The 15890-nt window shown below is 38.9% G+C and carries 8 protein-coding genes, 2 tRNA genes and 2 rRNA genes; 2 read left to right on the forward strand and 10 right to left on the reverse strand.

The window, feature by feature from the left end:
- Positions 1 to 228: 228 nt before the first annotated feature.
- The 8 genes from IPK35_03180 to IPK35_03215 form a co-directional block, all read right to left on the reverse strand.
- On the reverse strand, positions 229 to 1488 hold the full coding sequence (locus IPK35_03180) for a site-specific integrase (GenBank protein ID MBK8052298.1): 1260 nt from the start codon (positions 1486 to 1488) through the stop codon (positions 229 to 231).
- 277 nt (positions 1489 to 1765) lie between these two features.
- Positions 1766 to 1839, reverse strand: a tRNA-Arg gene (locus tag IPK35_03185).
- Between the two features lie 106 nt (positions 1840 to 1945).
- On the reverse strand, positions 1946 to 3403 hold the full coding sequence (locus IPK35_03190; protein ID MBK8052299.1) for a magnesium chelatase: 1458 nt from the start codon (positions 3401 to 3403) through the stop codon (positions 1946 to 1948).
- A 317-nt stretch (positions 3404 to 3720) separates the two neighbouring features.
- Entirely contained in the window at positions 3721 to 5460 is a 1740-nt protein-coding gene (locus IPK35_03195; protein ID MBK8052300.1) for a hypothetical protein, read from the reverse strand.
- A 588-nt stretch (positions 5461 to 6048) separates the two neighbouring features.
- Positions 6049 to 6936, reverse strand: a complete 888-nt coding sequence (locus tag IPK35_03200) for a hypothetical protein (protein ID MBK8052301.1) — start codon at positions 6934 to 6936, stop codon at positions 6049 to 6051.
- A gap of 471 nt (positions 6937 to 7407) precedes the next feature.
- Entirely contained in the window at positions 7408 to 7551 is a 144-nt protein-coding gene (locus IPK35_03205; protein ID MBK8052302.1) for a hypothetical protein, read from the reverse strand.
- 498 nt (positions 7552 to 8049) lie between these two features.
- Positions 8050 to 9243, reverse strand: coding sequence for an anhydro-N-acetylmuramic acid kinase (locus IPK35_03210; protein MBK8052303.1), 1194 nt, complete (start codon positions 9241 to 9243; stop codon positions 8050 to 8052).
- A 128-nt stretch (positions 9244 to 9371) separates the two neighbouring features.
- Positions 9372 to 9458 (reverse strand) — tRNA-Leu (locus IPK35_03215).
- A 239-nt stretch (positions 9459 to 9697) separates the two neighbouring features.
- Here IPK35_03215 and IPK35_03220 point away from each other — a divergent pair.
- Positions 9698 to 10213 carry a hypothetical protein gene (locus tag IPK35_03220; protein ID MBK8052304.1) on the forward strand — a complete coding sequence of 172 codons (516 nt, stop codon included), beginning with the start codon at positions 9698 to 9700 and terminating at the stop codon, positions 10211 to 10213.
- An 11-nt stretch (positions 10214 to 10224) separates the two neighbouring features.
- Positions 10225 to 11826: a T9SS type A sorting domain-containing protein gene (locus IPK35_03225; protein ID MBK8052305.1), complete on the forward strand. Its 1602-nt coding sequence runs from the start codon at positions 10225 to 10227 to the stop codon at positions 11824 to 11826.
- Between the two features lie 888 nt (positions 11827 to 12714).
- On the opposite strand, the gene rrf is transcribed toward IPK35_03225, so the two are convergent.
- Both rrf and IPK35_03235 read right to left on the reverse strand, forming a co-directional pair.
- A 5S ribosomal RNA gene (rrf, locus tag IPK35_03230) occupies positions 12715 to 12823 on the reverse strand.
- Between the two features lie 145 nt (positions 12824 to 12968).
- A 23S ribosomal RNA gene (locus tag IPK35_03235) occupies positions 12969 to 15825 on the reverse strand.
- Positions 15826 to 15890: the final 65 nt, after the last annotated feature.

Here is a 15890-nt window from a genome sequence, read left to right on the forward strand (position 1 = left end):
AGAATACCTCGAAGGCATTTATAACGGAATGTAGCTCTTTTAAAAGCATAGGCTATATCAATCTTCACTTAACAGGTTTAGGGTAAAACTTACGATCAATCAAAAACAAATAACGAATAAATTTCGCACCAAAGTATATCATTCTTGACTTTAACAATTACTAATCTATACAACTAAAAAAGGCAGTATGTCACCAGTACTGCCTTTTTTTTGAATAAATTTAAATCCTTATTGTGCCTTTTTTGAGTCTTCATTCTTTGGAGAAAAAAGTTTCTCACTCAGTTGGTCCATCTCAGCTCCAACTCTACTTTCTACAATCTTACCATAAATCTGTGTGGTCTTTATGCTTTTGTGGCCAAGCATTTTGCTTGTAGCTTCGAGACTCACACCATTTGTCAATAGAACAGTAGTCGCAAATGTATGCCGGGCAATGTGCGTGGTCAATGGTTTTGTAATGCCACATATATCTGCCAATTCTTTAAGATAGGTATTTAGCCTTTGATTGCTTTTCATTGGTAGAAGGCGATTCTTGCTCACACATACAGGATGCTCTTTGTACTTTTCTATAATATTTAGTGCTGGTTCTAGTAAAGGAACATTACTCACATTATCATTTTTCTGTCTAGAAGTATATATCCATTTCTTACCGTTGATGCCAGTAACTAAATGATCAGAACAAAGAAGTGAAGTATCTTTGTAGGCATATCCTGTATAACAACAGAAAACAAAACAATCTCGCACCTCACTTAATCTAGGAATAGTAATTTCCTTTTCAACAATTCGCTGCAACTCTTCAGCGGTGAGATATTCCTTTTTTGTCTCTTTGGTATGTGCCTTATAAGATGACAATACATTTTTGACTAAGTAATCATATTTTACACCATAATCAAGTACTCGACTTAGATATTGCATAAACTTGACCAGTGTATTTTGATGAAGCTTTACAATAGATTTTAGGTATATCTCATATTCCATCGCAAAAGAATATTTGATCTGATCGATCTGGATATCTGATACTTGGTATTTGTACACAAGAAAATCTAGAATCCTTCCTTTGTACAATTTATAGCGATTGAAAGTAATCTTTCCAATCCCTATTCCCACAAGGCCTTCATATTGCTGATTGTGAAGCTCACATAATTCAGAAATGGTGATGGCATGTTTTTTTGAGACTTCATCTTTACCCATTAAACGATTACGAATTTCATCAACAGTAATATCTTCCTGGTTGGCCTTCATAGTATGGAATATTTGTAGTACATCCATTTTCATAGTATCCAAATGCAGATTGATGGTGCTAACCTTTTTAGAGCTGCCTTTGACCCTGCCAAAATTGGAATCCCATTCATCAAAATTTACTTTGTGGCCAGTTCCGATGTAAGCGCGCCGACCTGACAGGTACAATTGCATCATCACAGGTGATGATCCTGAATTCTTTTTATCCGACCGAAGGATAAAACTTACCTTAAGAATTTCTAACTTTTTCATTTGTATTGCATGGTTTTAAAACGTGAAAAATTACTTTCCTGTTGCCATGCAGCGTAAAATAAGTGAAGAATTGTCGCGTATAAACATTTGCGACAGCTATTTTGGTATTTGCGACGGTCGCAAATGTGTCGCAAAATAGTATGCTTTTTGACCCTTGTCGCTGAATTGTCGCATTAAATTCAGTTTAAAAAACATCAATTTAGCAATGTATTTATTCATAACTCCTTGAAAAACAAATGCCAAACAAGAAATTCATCTTGTTTGGCATTCATAAGGGTGATCCCGACAGGATTCGAACCTGTGACCCACAGATTAGAAATCTGTTGCTCTATCCAGCTGAGCTACGGAACCGTAGATATCGGATTTCTTCAAATCGGCTGCAAATGTAGTTATTATCCAGCGATTGGAAAAGAATATTTAAAAAAATATTTTTCAAAACCTGTTATGCTGTACGTGATCAGTTATTGAGATCATTGAACATATCTGACAATGGGTCCGAAAAAGATAGGCTGTTGTCCACTATATTTTTACCTATAACTTCGGATTCAGAAAGTCCGAAAAGCACTAATTCCATCATGGGCATCAGCTCTGTTTCCTTAGGTTTATATTCTTCGGTCAATTTTTTTAATCCCGCTATATTTTCTATCTTTGTTTTAAACTCCGTATCTGAATCATCATTGAGTATTTCTATGGTATTTCCACCTGAAAACCAGGCCTTGACCACGCCATAAACATCTCTGATCTCACGTTTTAGCTTTTGGTTTGGGTCAGGAAAATAAGTTGTAAATAGTTCCTTGCAAGACTTAAATATAAGATGCATAGCTACATTATAATGTCCCTCCTGCTCTCCTTCATATACAAGTTCCACCTTGCCGGTGATGGCAGGAATGACTCCCCAGAAATCGGTAATTCTCGTAGTGGTTTTAGTTTCCCCATTCAGAAGCATCCTCCTTTCTGCCGTACTGTAAAGGTTTTCAAGAGCAGATATACTCAATCTTGCAGATACACCGCTTTTGGCATCAACGTACTCACTTTCCCTGGCATTAAAACTGATCATCTCGATCAATCTCAGATGAAGCTCGGGTACATGTATGGCTTTCTTTTGGCTTTGGTGGAGTTTTGATTCCTGAGCAGTAATAGTCATTGCTGTTTCAATCGTCCTTGGATAGTGGGTCAGTATCTGACTCTCTATCCTGTCCTTAAGCGGTGTGATGATACTGCCTCGGTTGGTATAATCTTCAGGATTGGCAGTGAATACAAAAGAAATATCCAAAGGCAATCTGACTTTAAATCCTCTGATTTGGAGGTCTCCTTCCTGAAGAATATTAAATAATGATACCTGAATCCTGGCTTGTAGATCAGGTATTTCATTGATCACAAAGATGCACCTGTGGGATCTGGGTATCAACCCGTAGTGGAGTACCCGCTCGTCAGCATATGGCAATTTTAATGTGGCTGCTTTGATAGGGTCAACATCTCCTATCAGGTCTGCTATACTCACATCCGGGGTTGCCAGTTTTTCTACATATCTATCAGACCGGTGCATCCATGAGACAGGTGCGTCGTCACCTTTTTCTGATATCAGATCTCTGGCATAGCGTGACAATGGAGCTAATGGGTCATCATTGAGCTCTGATCCTGAAACTACAGGAATATACTCATCAAGCAGTGTAGTCAGCAATCTGGCAATCCTTGTTTTCGCCTGACCTCTCAGCCCTAGTAAGATGATGTTATGACCTGATAACACTGCTCTTTCGATATCAGGCAACACGGTATCTTCAAAGCCCAAGATACTGTCGAATACTTTTTCCTTTTTCTTCAATTTCTTTATGAGGTTATCACGCATTTCTGATTTTATAGACTTGGGCTGATATCCTGAAGCTTTAAGTTGACCAATAGTTTGAATATTTTTCATTTGATTTTTTATCTATATTATTATTTTTTTTTGCTGTTATAACTGTTTCGATGAACGGCGAAGCAGTTACTACAAAGAAGGATTTATGCTAATTCCAATTTTTAATATTACCGTAAGTGTAAGAGAACACATATTATGTCAATAGGTTTTTGGAATTAAGGTAAGGTATGCTAGTTTTTTCGATCCACCTTGATACTGCTCAGACTGAATAAATGATTTTTACGGTAAAATAAATGCAAAATAAAGTAATCATTTTGCCACAATCTTTTAAATTCAAGCCCAATTCTGATTGCACCAAGCAAAAAACAAAATCTTTTTTATTTCGCTTTTTTGCCTTTTTTCTTTTTTGGTTTATACTTGATATCAAATATCTGAAAACTGTCAATTCCCGTTAATTCATATACTCTGTCATTCCATTCTTTTAATACATCCATATCCTGACCCAACTTCGTTTCTTTGTTGTATCTTGTGATCAGTGATTGCAGATCTTTCTCAGCAACTTTATATGCATTTTTCATAGCAGTCACATCACGGAGCATTTTAAGTTTTTCATCCAGATTCACCCGAATGATTTCTGCTAAATCAAATAGAATATTTTGGTAAGCCAGATTTTCTTTAGTTCGGGGCAGGTTATATTTGCTGTTTTCGATGTCCAGCGTGGTGAGCGTAGTATACAGAATAGTGTCGGCGTATTTATTGACATCAAAGTAGATAGAAATGGAAGGTTTTGATATTAAAGTGTCAGATAAAATATTTGTTACCTGATCGAGATAATTGTCTTTATTCCACACCAAAACTCCTTTTATTGCGAGTAACATGTTTTCAGAGTCCTTCTTGTCAGGAGGGTAATAGTTGGACTGAAACGCTTTCAACCATATATGTCTCACTTTGTTGAGTTGACTTAGGGTCATGGGGATCACATTTTCACACTTCCAAAAAGTACTATCATAAGGAGTGCTCAAGATACGAAAATACAACTCTTTGCTAGTATTTTCATTATTAGTATAAAAAGGCCGGTTATAGTCATAATAGTGAATGATTCCATTGTTTTTAAAATGGTTTTGTTTGACTTGTGTTTTATTGGTCATCGGATATCGGTAAGAATAACTGAAGTTGGTGAACGTCAGATTTCCCATATTCTTTTCAACATCGGAAAATCTGTAAACCAGGTCCATATCTACATCTTCAGGCCATTGGGCATTGAGAAATGGATTAAGATTAGTGCGATCTATCTGTAGTTTTAATTGTTTGACCGTCCATGTTTTGTTGCAGATCCATATTTCTCCATAAAAATGTCCTGTCGAATCTGACACGGCGGGTTCAAACTCCAGATGCAATGTATTTTCAGAATTCTGTATTCCAGGTGTAAAATGCCATAAACTATCCAAAGATTTTTCCACATAAGACAGTAGCGGATTTGAAGGCATTCTTTTGCTTCTATGTAGTGGAGAATGGATAATCATAGCGATAGAATGCCAGATATCGGGTGTGGAAGCCAAAAATCTATTAGGCGCAACAGCTGTCAGAGATTTTTCAATAATTGCTGTTCTACCGTTTTTATATTCCAATTTGAGCACTTTTGTACCCTGTACTGTGGTGTTAAAGTACAAGCCTGTCATTTCAGTATTACCCAAGACGTCTTGTGTCTCATAATAAAAATAGGCCCGACTTTGAAACAATTGTTTTTTCCTAAGCTTTTCGATGGCAGTTTTTAACTTTTCTTTTTGTTCTTCGTTTACTTCATCAGTGTCAGAGGCCAGAAATTGTTCCTCTTCCAGCATGACCACAGCACTATCCTTTATTGTGCTTACAGGCAGGAGTTTTACTGAAAACCCTATTTTTGAAAAAACCAGGGTATCATCTGAAATGACAAAGGGAATTTTGAATACACCTTCTTCATTGGTAAGAAATGTTTCTCCGGATTTCAAAGATGTCACTACGCAGTATGATATCTTTACCGAAGTTTCCTGTTCTGAAACAAATGCCACTAAAGGTCTTTGGCCAAAAACGAAGGTGAGCTGCCAAATCAGAAATAATGCAACATAGATACTCTTCATAAGCTTATAATAAATGGTCAATTACTTTGAAATTACAAAAATCCGCTAATTATTTGATACAAAAGGTGAATTTGAACTAAATATAGCCTCCTGGACTCAAAAATAGATAAAAAATCACGGAAAATTAACATTTATAATTGAAATTGAAAAGAACTATAATATTACAAATAATTATAGTGGACAGAAAATATTCTGCGAAAAATATAAAACATAATGTATTGTAAATTAAATAATTATGATGGTAAATTTTCGCATTTAATTTTCTATTTGGTATAATAATTTGATTCATACTTCACAATCAGCTTATCCATCAGATCATAATTCCTTGCTAATACTCTCTTTTTGTTAATGGGTTTATTTTTAAAAAGGTCAATATTTGAACTACTTCGAAAATAAATATTTTATGATAATCAAACGTTTTTACCATCTCCCTTGCCTAATTGGCAGGCAGGCTAAAATGGAAACGCATGATTATCAATGCAGTAGAAATCACTTTTGTTTAATTTTAATTCATCCACGACTTTTTAGGGATGATTAATATTTACATTTCATCATTAGCCATCAAGAAGCTAGTGCAGGCTTTGGTTTTTACTTCTTTTCAAATGTCCATACATCATTGTCGTATCTGAAATCTGGATGATTAGGTGTACCCCCATATTTTCCCCCAGTCATAATAATTTTATTTTTGTGGACTGTAGCAGCGATTCCACCGCGAGGAAGCCAAGGGGCTGTATGTGTTAGCCATTTTTTCCCATTATTACTAGACAAGATTTGGCTTGAAAACTGCCCATTTCGGTTGCAGCCAATTAGCCAAATTTCATTGTCAAATACTTGTGCAGAATATCCGTATATTTGTTCACCCTTTACAATCTCGTGAGATATTTTTTGCCAATTCAAAGCATCAGTTGAACTCCAGACATCATTGTCAAGCAAGTAAAGTGTATTGTTCAACATTACGACTTGACTTCCGCTTCTTTTGCCTAATGGCAGGTTTTCTTTTTGCTTTATCCAAGTAATTCCGTCTGCCGAATTCCAAATGTCGGAGAATTTATTGTCTTTGTCTTCTCCACCAATAATCCAGATTTTGTCGTCAAAGATGAATGGATGATAGAAAAATCGTTTTGGCAAATTACTTGTCTTTGAAATTGTTTCCCATTTCTTAAAGTCAGTAGTCTTAAAAATTTCAGGTTTAAACTCAAATTGTTCAATGTTGCCCTTAAAATATCCAAGCCCGTATATTGCTCCATTGAATTGAACATAGTCTAAAAATGCAAGATTGTTGATTGAGTTATAAAGAAGAGATTTTGTCCACCTTTTACCATCTGTTGAAAACCAAGTTCCGTCTGGATGAAATACCCAAATTGTATCTCTTTGGCTGAACATTTGGAAGTTATAATTCTTTCTCCATTCGGCACTATCCAATAGTTTTGTCCACACGTATGAAGTGTCAATTATCCCTTTTTCTGCTTCAAACACTTTCTCATTCTTTGGTTTGTTTTGGCAGGAAAATAGAATTAGGAATAGTAAAGAGTACATATATCTCATGTTCTAAAGTCTTTTACTGTTTGCGATGAAGTAAAGTTTGCCACTAAGTTTGGGTGTTGCCGAAGGTTGGGATTTGGATTATGTCAGGCCAATTTTAGTACATAATTTTAATAATTGAATAACCTTACAATTACTTCCTGCTGTCCAACTTTTGCAAAACCGATGTGTGTACTTTGAATGACAAATATACGAGCAAAATCATAATCATCCAACTCTTCGCAAAACAAGTAGGCTAAAGAGTGAAAGCCCGTAGGAAAAATATCCAACTGTTTGAAAGTCTGTCACTCATACGCGGGCTTAATGTCCTGAAGTTTTAGCAAGATCCAGTTATCTTAAATTGATCTATACACTGAAATGATTTGCATTCACGAACACCATAAAGAATAAGTAATACCTAAAAATCTAAAATGATAATCTATTATGACCTCCAAATACTTCAAAATCAGTCGCTTTGCTCACTTTTAGCTTCGCACCATAGTGGTGACTATGATTTGTCGCTAAAAGTGCTGATTTTCTTGTATTTGAAGCTCTCACTACGAATCTCATTTTAGATATTTAGGTAATAAGGAAAGTGGGTGATTAAACAGAAATAACCATGAATGTTGCGAAGTAAAAACGTGATACGAAATCTCATTGCATAGAGGCAGGAGAATTTAAAAACCTGACGATATCTCCATTCTATAAAATTTAATGTTTCATGTCTGACACCGCTACCAAGACTGCCCGATCTCAATTGTGAAGTATGATAGTGCTACAAGGGAAGAAACCATAAAACTGGGTGGAAAGGGTTCAGCAGGGTTTTTATGGATTGTGTTCCGAGCACAAAGGAAACTTATTTGTTGTACTTCGTTTATTATGAAAGAGATGCATGCAGGGCTGCTGAAGGGAAGATTGGTGCAGCGCCTTCAAAACTCCTTAAAAAATGGATCATAGGTACTTACGTCAACTAAATTAGATGTTCAACCATAAGATTAAAACTCGTCATCTCTTAATTCAACCCGCTTTAACTTTTATTTAAACCACAAAAATCTCTTAGAAAAATGATCATTCAGGGAACGATATTTTTCCCATACAGACAGACGGTACTCCTTCTCTGCTTCCAAAATTCACAGGGTTGCCTGCAATTGTTTCGTTGGCCAGTACAGCGAACAGCACAGCCTCTTTAGCATCACCTGATATACCCAACTCATCACACAGAGAAAATGTACACTCTGGCAACATGCACTTCATTGATGCCACCATCAGTGGATTATGCGCACCGCCGCCACTCATGTAAACTTTAAAATGGTGTGCACCGATCACATTTCTGATGGCATCAGTGATAGTTTCAGCGCTTAGTATGTTGAGCGTAGCCATGATATCTTCATGTGAGATATCAGTCAGATTTTCTTTTTCCAAAGCATCATGAACATATTGCAAATTAAACACTTCCGGTCCGGTGGTCTTTGGAAATTTTAATCTGAAGAAATAATGATCCTTTAGAGATTGTACCAGTTTATTATTGACCATACCTTTGGAAGCCATTTGAGCATTTTTATCAAATGGCAGGTTATAATTTTTTTTCATAAAAGCGTCCATCAGTGTATTGCCTGGTCCTGTATCTGTTACAAACACCTTGGAAGCATCTCCATCTCCCGGCAAATATGTAAAATTGCCAATTCCACCCATATTGAGCATAATTCGGTCTTCTCCCGGTTCTGAAAAGATGAGATAATCTCCATAAACTGCGAGCGGAGCTCCTTCACCACCGGCAGCAAGGTGTTTTTGTCTGAAATCACTTACTGTAATGATACCTGTTTTGACAGATATATGGTCACCATCGCCTATTTGCAATGTAGTATTTGGAAATCCTTCCTGCATATGCTGGTGCTTCGGGGCGTGCATGACAGTTTGACCATGACTGGCGATAAGATCTACATGTCCGTGGTCTATTTTATTTTTTTCCAAAAATTCATTGATCATCTCACCATGGAGTAAACCAATCCATTCATTGAGCATAGCCATGTAAGGAAAATTGATAGTCTCCTTGGCAAATATTTCTTTTATTCTGTTTTTTATTTCGTCTGAATAATCGGTCGTTTGAAAAGCAATAAGGCTGACTTGTGTATATCTGCCGGCTCCTGATACTTTACAGAGTGCTATATCGAGTCCATCAAGTGAGGTGCCGGACATAAGACCTATGATCATTCTGGAATCAGAAGATGCCATAGCATGCAGTTTTCTAATGTTATTATTCATAACTTTCAAATTTGTTCAAGCAAATATAATGAATTATGGATGAAATCCTGATATCGATATGGTACTTCTTAAAAAATAGAAAGGTATCCGTTATGATACCTTTCCTGTAATTATTAAATTTGCTTTAGTGGTGCCCGGAGCGGGACTTGAACCCGCACGTCCTAACGAACACATGCCCCTCAAACATGCCTGTCTACCAATTTCAGCACCCGGGCTTTTTTTCAGGCTGCAAAAATACTCTGTTTTTTCTATTTTTAAAATAATTACATTCATTATCGAAAATAAATTTTTCGCAATATAAGTTTTCATTTTTTTTTAGAAAAAATGGTACCCGGCCAATGAGCTATTAGTATGTTTACAATTAAACTTTTACTAAAACAAGCTGTCTTCTTACTTTATAATACAATATTCCATATATTTGTAAAGTTTTTATTTTTGGTAACTTCATATTATTTTGAAAAAATCATTTGTTTTTATTGGTGTATTTATTTTTCAGTCTTTGTTGATGTATAGCAAAGATAGTATCACTGTGTACATGTTTTTACTTGACGAATGCAGAATATGTCAGGAATTATCACCAGAAATGAATGCCATCTACGAAAAGTATGGGAATGCAATAGGTTTTATCGGATTATTTCCCAACTTTTCATCAAAGAAAAAAGGAATAGATGCATTTAAGAAAAAATACAACATAAAATTCAACACAAAAACAGATTACTTCAAAACTCAGGCCACTAAATTCACCGCAACCATACTTCCTGAAGTCATAGTCTACAATGAGACGACAAAAGAGATCATTTACAGAGGTAGTATCAATGACTTATTTTATTCTCCGGGAAAAAGAAGACAACATATCGCCAATCACTACCTCCGTGATGCATTGCATGCAACACTAAAAAATCAGATACCGGCTATCAGGGAAACTAAACCTGTAGGTTGTTTTATTAATTTTAACGATGCTTTAAATTAAATTTAATTATTATGTATAATAATTTTATAATCATTCTTTTGTTTGCATTTTCATCCATTTCGATCGAGGCGCAGCCCACATTTTCAAAAGATGTAGCTCCCATTATATTCAAACATTGTACTGTATGTCACCGACAAGGTGAAATAGGTCCGATGACACTCACAAACTATGAAGAAGTCAAAAACTGGGCATCGACCATCAAGTATGTCACGACAAATAAAATCATGCCTCCATGGAAGGCAGATCAATCATATTCAAGATTTGTGGATGAAAATTACTTATCATCATCACAGATCAAAACCATTTCAGATTGGGTAGATGCAGGCTCACCGGAAGGAAATCCTTCCAATACCCCCAAACTTCCCGAATTTCCTGTCAATTCATTACTAGGTACTCCGGATTTGGTTTTGCCTTTCAAAAAATCCTACATCCATAAAGGAAACGGCAAAGATGAATATCGTTATTTTGTGATTCCGACAGGACTGACTGAAAGCAAAAAAATCAAGGCTATTGAACTCCGTCCCGGCAATAAAAAAATAGTACACCATGCCCTATTTTTTGCTGACCAGACTGGAAAAGCCAGGCAATACGACGAGAAGACGCCTGAGTACGGATTTTCACCCGATGAAAATGCTGACTTTCGTGTTTTTGAAGTGATCACAAGAGAACAATACCCAGGATATGTACCCGGTCAGAAACCCAGAAACTTTCCGGATGGACTTGCTCAAATTCTTCCGGCTAATAGTGATCTGGTCATACAAATGCATTATGCACCGTGGAGTGTGGATGAAGCCGACTCTTCAACTGTAAATATATTTTTTGCCAAAGATAATGAAGTGATAGACCGTACTGTCAAGGATTACATTATGCTTCCTTTCAATTTAGTCACCGGTGCAGCAAGCTTTGTGATCCAGGCAAATCAGGTTAAAAAATTTGAAGGAGTATACTCAGTGCCTTCAGATATCAGCCTGATAGGTATATTTCCACACATGCATTTATTGGGAAAAAACTGGGAGGTATTTATAGAAAATACAGATGGGTCAAAGACAAACCTGATCAAAATCAATGACTGGGATTTCAACTGGCAAGGCGGCTACTATTTTGACAAATACAAAATAGCTAAAAAGGGCAGTAAAATCAGAGCTTTTGCTACCTATGACAATACTAAAAATAATCCTAATAATCCCAACAACCCTTTAAAACCTGTATCCTGGGGAGAAGGAACAAAGGATGAGATGTATTACCTTCCACTCTTGTACGTGCCGTATAAACAAGGTGATGAAAATGTGGTTTTTGATAATCATGTAAGTCCAACAAATCAAGTAATAGACAAAACAACCATAAAAGCATCGATACAACCAAATCTTGTAGGACGTAACAATGCGACACCTGTACACATCACCTTCGAAATGGAAAGAGGTATGCCTGCTACCATATCTATACGCAATATGATGGGACAATTGGTCAGGACTCTTCGTGACAATGAGTATTATTCACAAGGAGAACACATCGTTCATCTGGAGTCACAACACTATGCAAAAGGTATGTACTTTATCAATATCACAGCCGGACAACAGCATGTTTCGTTGCCGCTGATCATAAGTGAAGATTGATGTGTTGATAATAAATTATATAGCCGACGTATAATGATCCGGCTGATCCGGGATAACATAGCGAAAGCTTATATTTTACCTTTTGTTAATAAGTTGAAGAATAATAATTCAAGTGGTGAAAATACCTACTTCTTTTGAAATTCATTAGAATAAGTTTTACCTAAAAATCTAAAATGGTAATCTATTACGACCTCCAAATACTGTATTCTGATTTAGAAACAACATGACCATGCCGTCAGGTGTGCTGACGGTTCCTTCACTAACTTGAGCTCCCACTCAATTTTGCTGTTGCACCGTTCAGTCATATACCATAACTTGTGCCGCATTGGCGGTAGTGGTGACTACAGTATAGCTGCACACAGTATGATTTGTCGCTAAAAGTGCTGATTTTCTTGTATTTGAAGCTCTCACTACGAATCTCATTTATTCAGGATTATTATTTTTAGCGCAACTGAAATAATTTATTTTTGAATAGGATAACTCAATGATCTCGTCTATGACATAGAACAGAGTAAAGGATATACTCCATAATGTGTTGCACTGAGAGTAACCAAGGGACTGAACTGAGCTAAGTCGAATTGTGTTGTAACTGTGATAGCCTCTCTCATCCAATCAAAGGCTAGTTAGCTTCCTATCATTAAATCGGGATAAATAGACAAAATTAATATTAAATTTGTGTAATAAAGTGAAAATTTTGGGTAGCTTCAATATGACAAAGTTGGTGGTCAGAAGATACAAATCATGAAAGAAAATGGGCTTACATAAAATTTAAGCCCTACAATTTTCATTGCAAGGCTTTCATAAAAAGATTGCAATAGCACCACACGGACTACTTTTCGCACTAAAAAGGAGAGAGCCGTACAACTTTCGCTGGACGGCTCTCATCAAAAAAGGCGGTGACCTACTCTCCCACTTTCGCAGTACCATCGGCGCTGAGGGGCTTAACTTCTCTGTTCGGAATGGGAAGAGGTGGAACACCCTCGCTATAACCACCTATATCTTTAGGCTTTCTCTCACACTTATCCATGTTCCACTCCAGATAAGTATTTCCTCTATTATTTCTTTTTTCTTCTTTTCAATGACAGTATGGAGACAAAGTTTCGATTCACAGTCCGTAAAAATCTTTGCTCTTTTTTGTAAAAAAAAGGAAGCATTCAGGTAATTAGTACTACTCGGCTCCATACATCACTGCACTTCCACCTGTAGCCTATCAACGTCGTCATCTGCAACAACCCTTTTAGTCTTGCGACAATGGAATACTCATCTTGAAGTTGGCTTCGCGCTTAGATGCTTTCAGCGCTTATCCTTTCCATACATAGCTACCCAGCGGTACACCTGGCGGCATAACTGGTACACTAGAGGTATGTCCAACACGGTCCTCTCGTACTAGTGTCAGATCTTCTCAATATTCCTACGCCCACAGTAGATAGAGACCGAACTGTCTTGCGACGTTCTGAACCCAGCTCGCGTGCCACTTTAATGGGCGAACAGCCCAACCCTTGGGACCTTCTCCAGCCCCAGGATGTGACGAGCCGACATCGAGGTGCCAAACCTCCCCGTCGATGTGAGCTCTTGGGGAGATAAGCCTGTTATCCCCGGCGTACCTTTTATCCTTTGAGCGATGGCCCTTCCATACGGAACCACCGGATCACTTTAGCCGACTTTCGTCCCTGATCGACCCGTCGGTCTCCCAGTCAAGCTCCCTTATACTAATACGCTCTTCGCATGATTACCGACCATGCTGAGGGAACCTTTGCAAGCCTCCGTTACTCTTTTGGAGGCGACCACCCCAGTCAAACTACCCACCACACAATGTCTGGCGCTTGTAGCGCCATTAGAACCTAAGCATAAGAAGGGTGGTATTTCAACGGCGACTCCATCACCACTAGCGTGACAACTTCATAGTCTCCCACCTATCCTACACATCTTATACTCAAGCTCAATGTGAAGCTATAGTAAAGGTGCACGGGGTCTTTTCGTCCCACTGCGGGTAACCGGCATCTTCACCGATACTTCAATTTCACCGAGCTCATGGCTGAGACAGTGCCCAGATCGTTACACCATTCGTGCAGGTCGGAACTTACCCGACAAGGAATTTCGCTACCTTAGGACCGTTATAGTTACGGCCGCCGTTTACTGGGGCTTCAGTCAATACCTTCGCTTGCGCTAAGCACCTTCCTTAACCTTCCAGCACCGGGCAGGTGTCAGACCCTATACATCATCTTACGATTTCGCAGAGTCCTGTGTTTTTGCTAAACAGTCGCCTGGGCCTTTTCACTGCGGCTCCATTTTTACACGGAGCGCCTCTTCTCCCGAAGTTACGAGGCCATTTTGCCTAATTCCTTAGCCATGATTCACTCGAGCGCCTTAGGATACTCTCCTCGACTACCTGTGTCGGTTTACGGTACTGGCTCTGTATACCTGAAGCTTAGCGGTTTTCTTGGAAGCTTACTTGGGGACATTATCAGGGTCTTGCATGCAAAACCCTGTACTATCGTGCCTCAGATCATCGGCGGATTTGCCTACCGAATCAACTCCTACACACTTCAACGAACAATTCCGTCTGTTCGCAGTCCTTACGTGTCTCCGTCACCACATCGCAGTATACACAGGTACCGGAATATTAACCGGTTTCCCATCGGCTTCGCCTCTCGGCTACACCTTAGGCCCCGACTAACCCTGATCTGATTAGCATAGATCAAGGAAACCTTAGTCTTACGGCGGGAAGGGATCTCACCTTCCTTATCGTTACTTATGCCTACATTTTCTTTTCTAAGCTCTCCAGCTCACCTCACAGCAAACCTTCGCCGACCTTAGAATGCTCCCCTACCATCCGCCTACGGCGGATCCAGAGCTTCGGTAACTATCTTGATGCCCGATCATTTTCCGCGCAAGAACGCTCGACTAGTGAGCTGTTACGCACTCTTTAAATGAATGGCTGCTTCCAAGCCAACATCCTAGCTGTCTGTGCATTCTCACATCGTTTGTTCAACTTAGATAGTATTTGGGGACCTTAGCTGCTGGTCTGGGTTGTTTCCCTCTCGGCTATGGACCTTAGCACCCATAGCCTCACTGCCGGTGCAGTGTAATGGCATTCGGAGTTCGTCAGGGGTTGGTAGGCAGTGACGCCCCCTAGCCCTATCGGTAGCTCTACCTCCATCACACTCTCGCCGACGCTGCACCTAAATGCATTTCGGGGAGTACGAGCTATCTCCCAGTTTGATTGGCCTTTCACCCCTACCCACAAGTCATCCGAAAACTTTTCAACGTTTACCAGTTCGGTCCTCCAGTGGGAGACTATCCCACCTTCAACCTGCTCATGGGTAGATCACTAGGTTTCGCGTCTACCCCCACTAGCTCAGCCGCCCTGTTCAGACTCGCTTTCGCTCCGCCTCCGGACCTGAAGTCCTTAAACTCGCTAGTGAGGAGTAACTCGTAGGCTCATTATGCAAAGGCACGCCGTCATACGCCATAGGCGCACTCCGACCGCTTGTAAGCGCATGGTTTCAGGTTCTTTTCACTCCCTTTCTTAGGGTTCTTTTCACCTTTCCTTTACAGTACTGGTTCGCTATCGGTCTCTCAGTAGTATTTAGCCTTACCAGATGGTGCTGGCATATTCAGACAGAATTTCTCCGGTTCCGCCTTACTCTTTTCTCACTAATATATCCTTTCGTATACGGGGCTATCACCCTCTCCGGCCAACTTTCCCAAGTCGTTCCACTCTCTATATATTAGCTTTTGGGCTCCACCGCTTTCGCTCGCCACTACTTACGGTATAACTATTGTTCTCTTTTCCTCCGGTTACTTAGATGTTTCAGTTCTCCGGGTTTTCTCCCGCCTCGCGGTCGGGTTGCATATCTTCAATATGCAGGGTTGCCCCATTCGGACATCTACGGATCAACGCTCGTTTGCAACTCCCCGTAGCTTTTCGCAGCTTACCACGTCCTTCGTCGTCTCTGAGAGCCAAGGCATCCACCATACGCCCTTATTTGCTTCCTAATCTTAAAAATTATTTTCCGTCCGGAATTCTCATCCCAAACTATTTTTACACTCGTGTTTCTACT

The sequence above is a fragment of the Saprospiraceae bacterium genome, assembly GCA_016713025.1.
In the GTDB taxonomy this organism is placed as follows: Bacteria; Bacteroidota; Bacteroidia; order Chitinophagales; family Saprospiraceae; genus OLB9.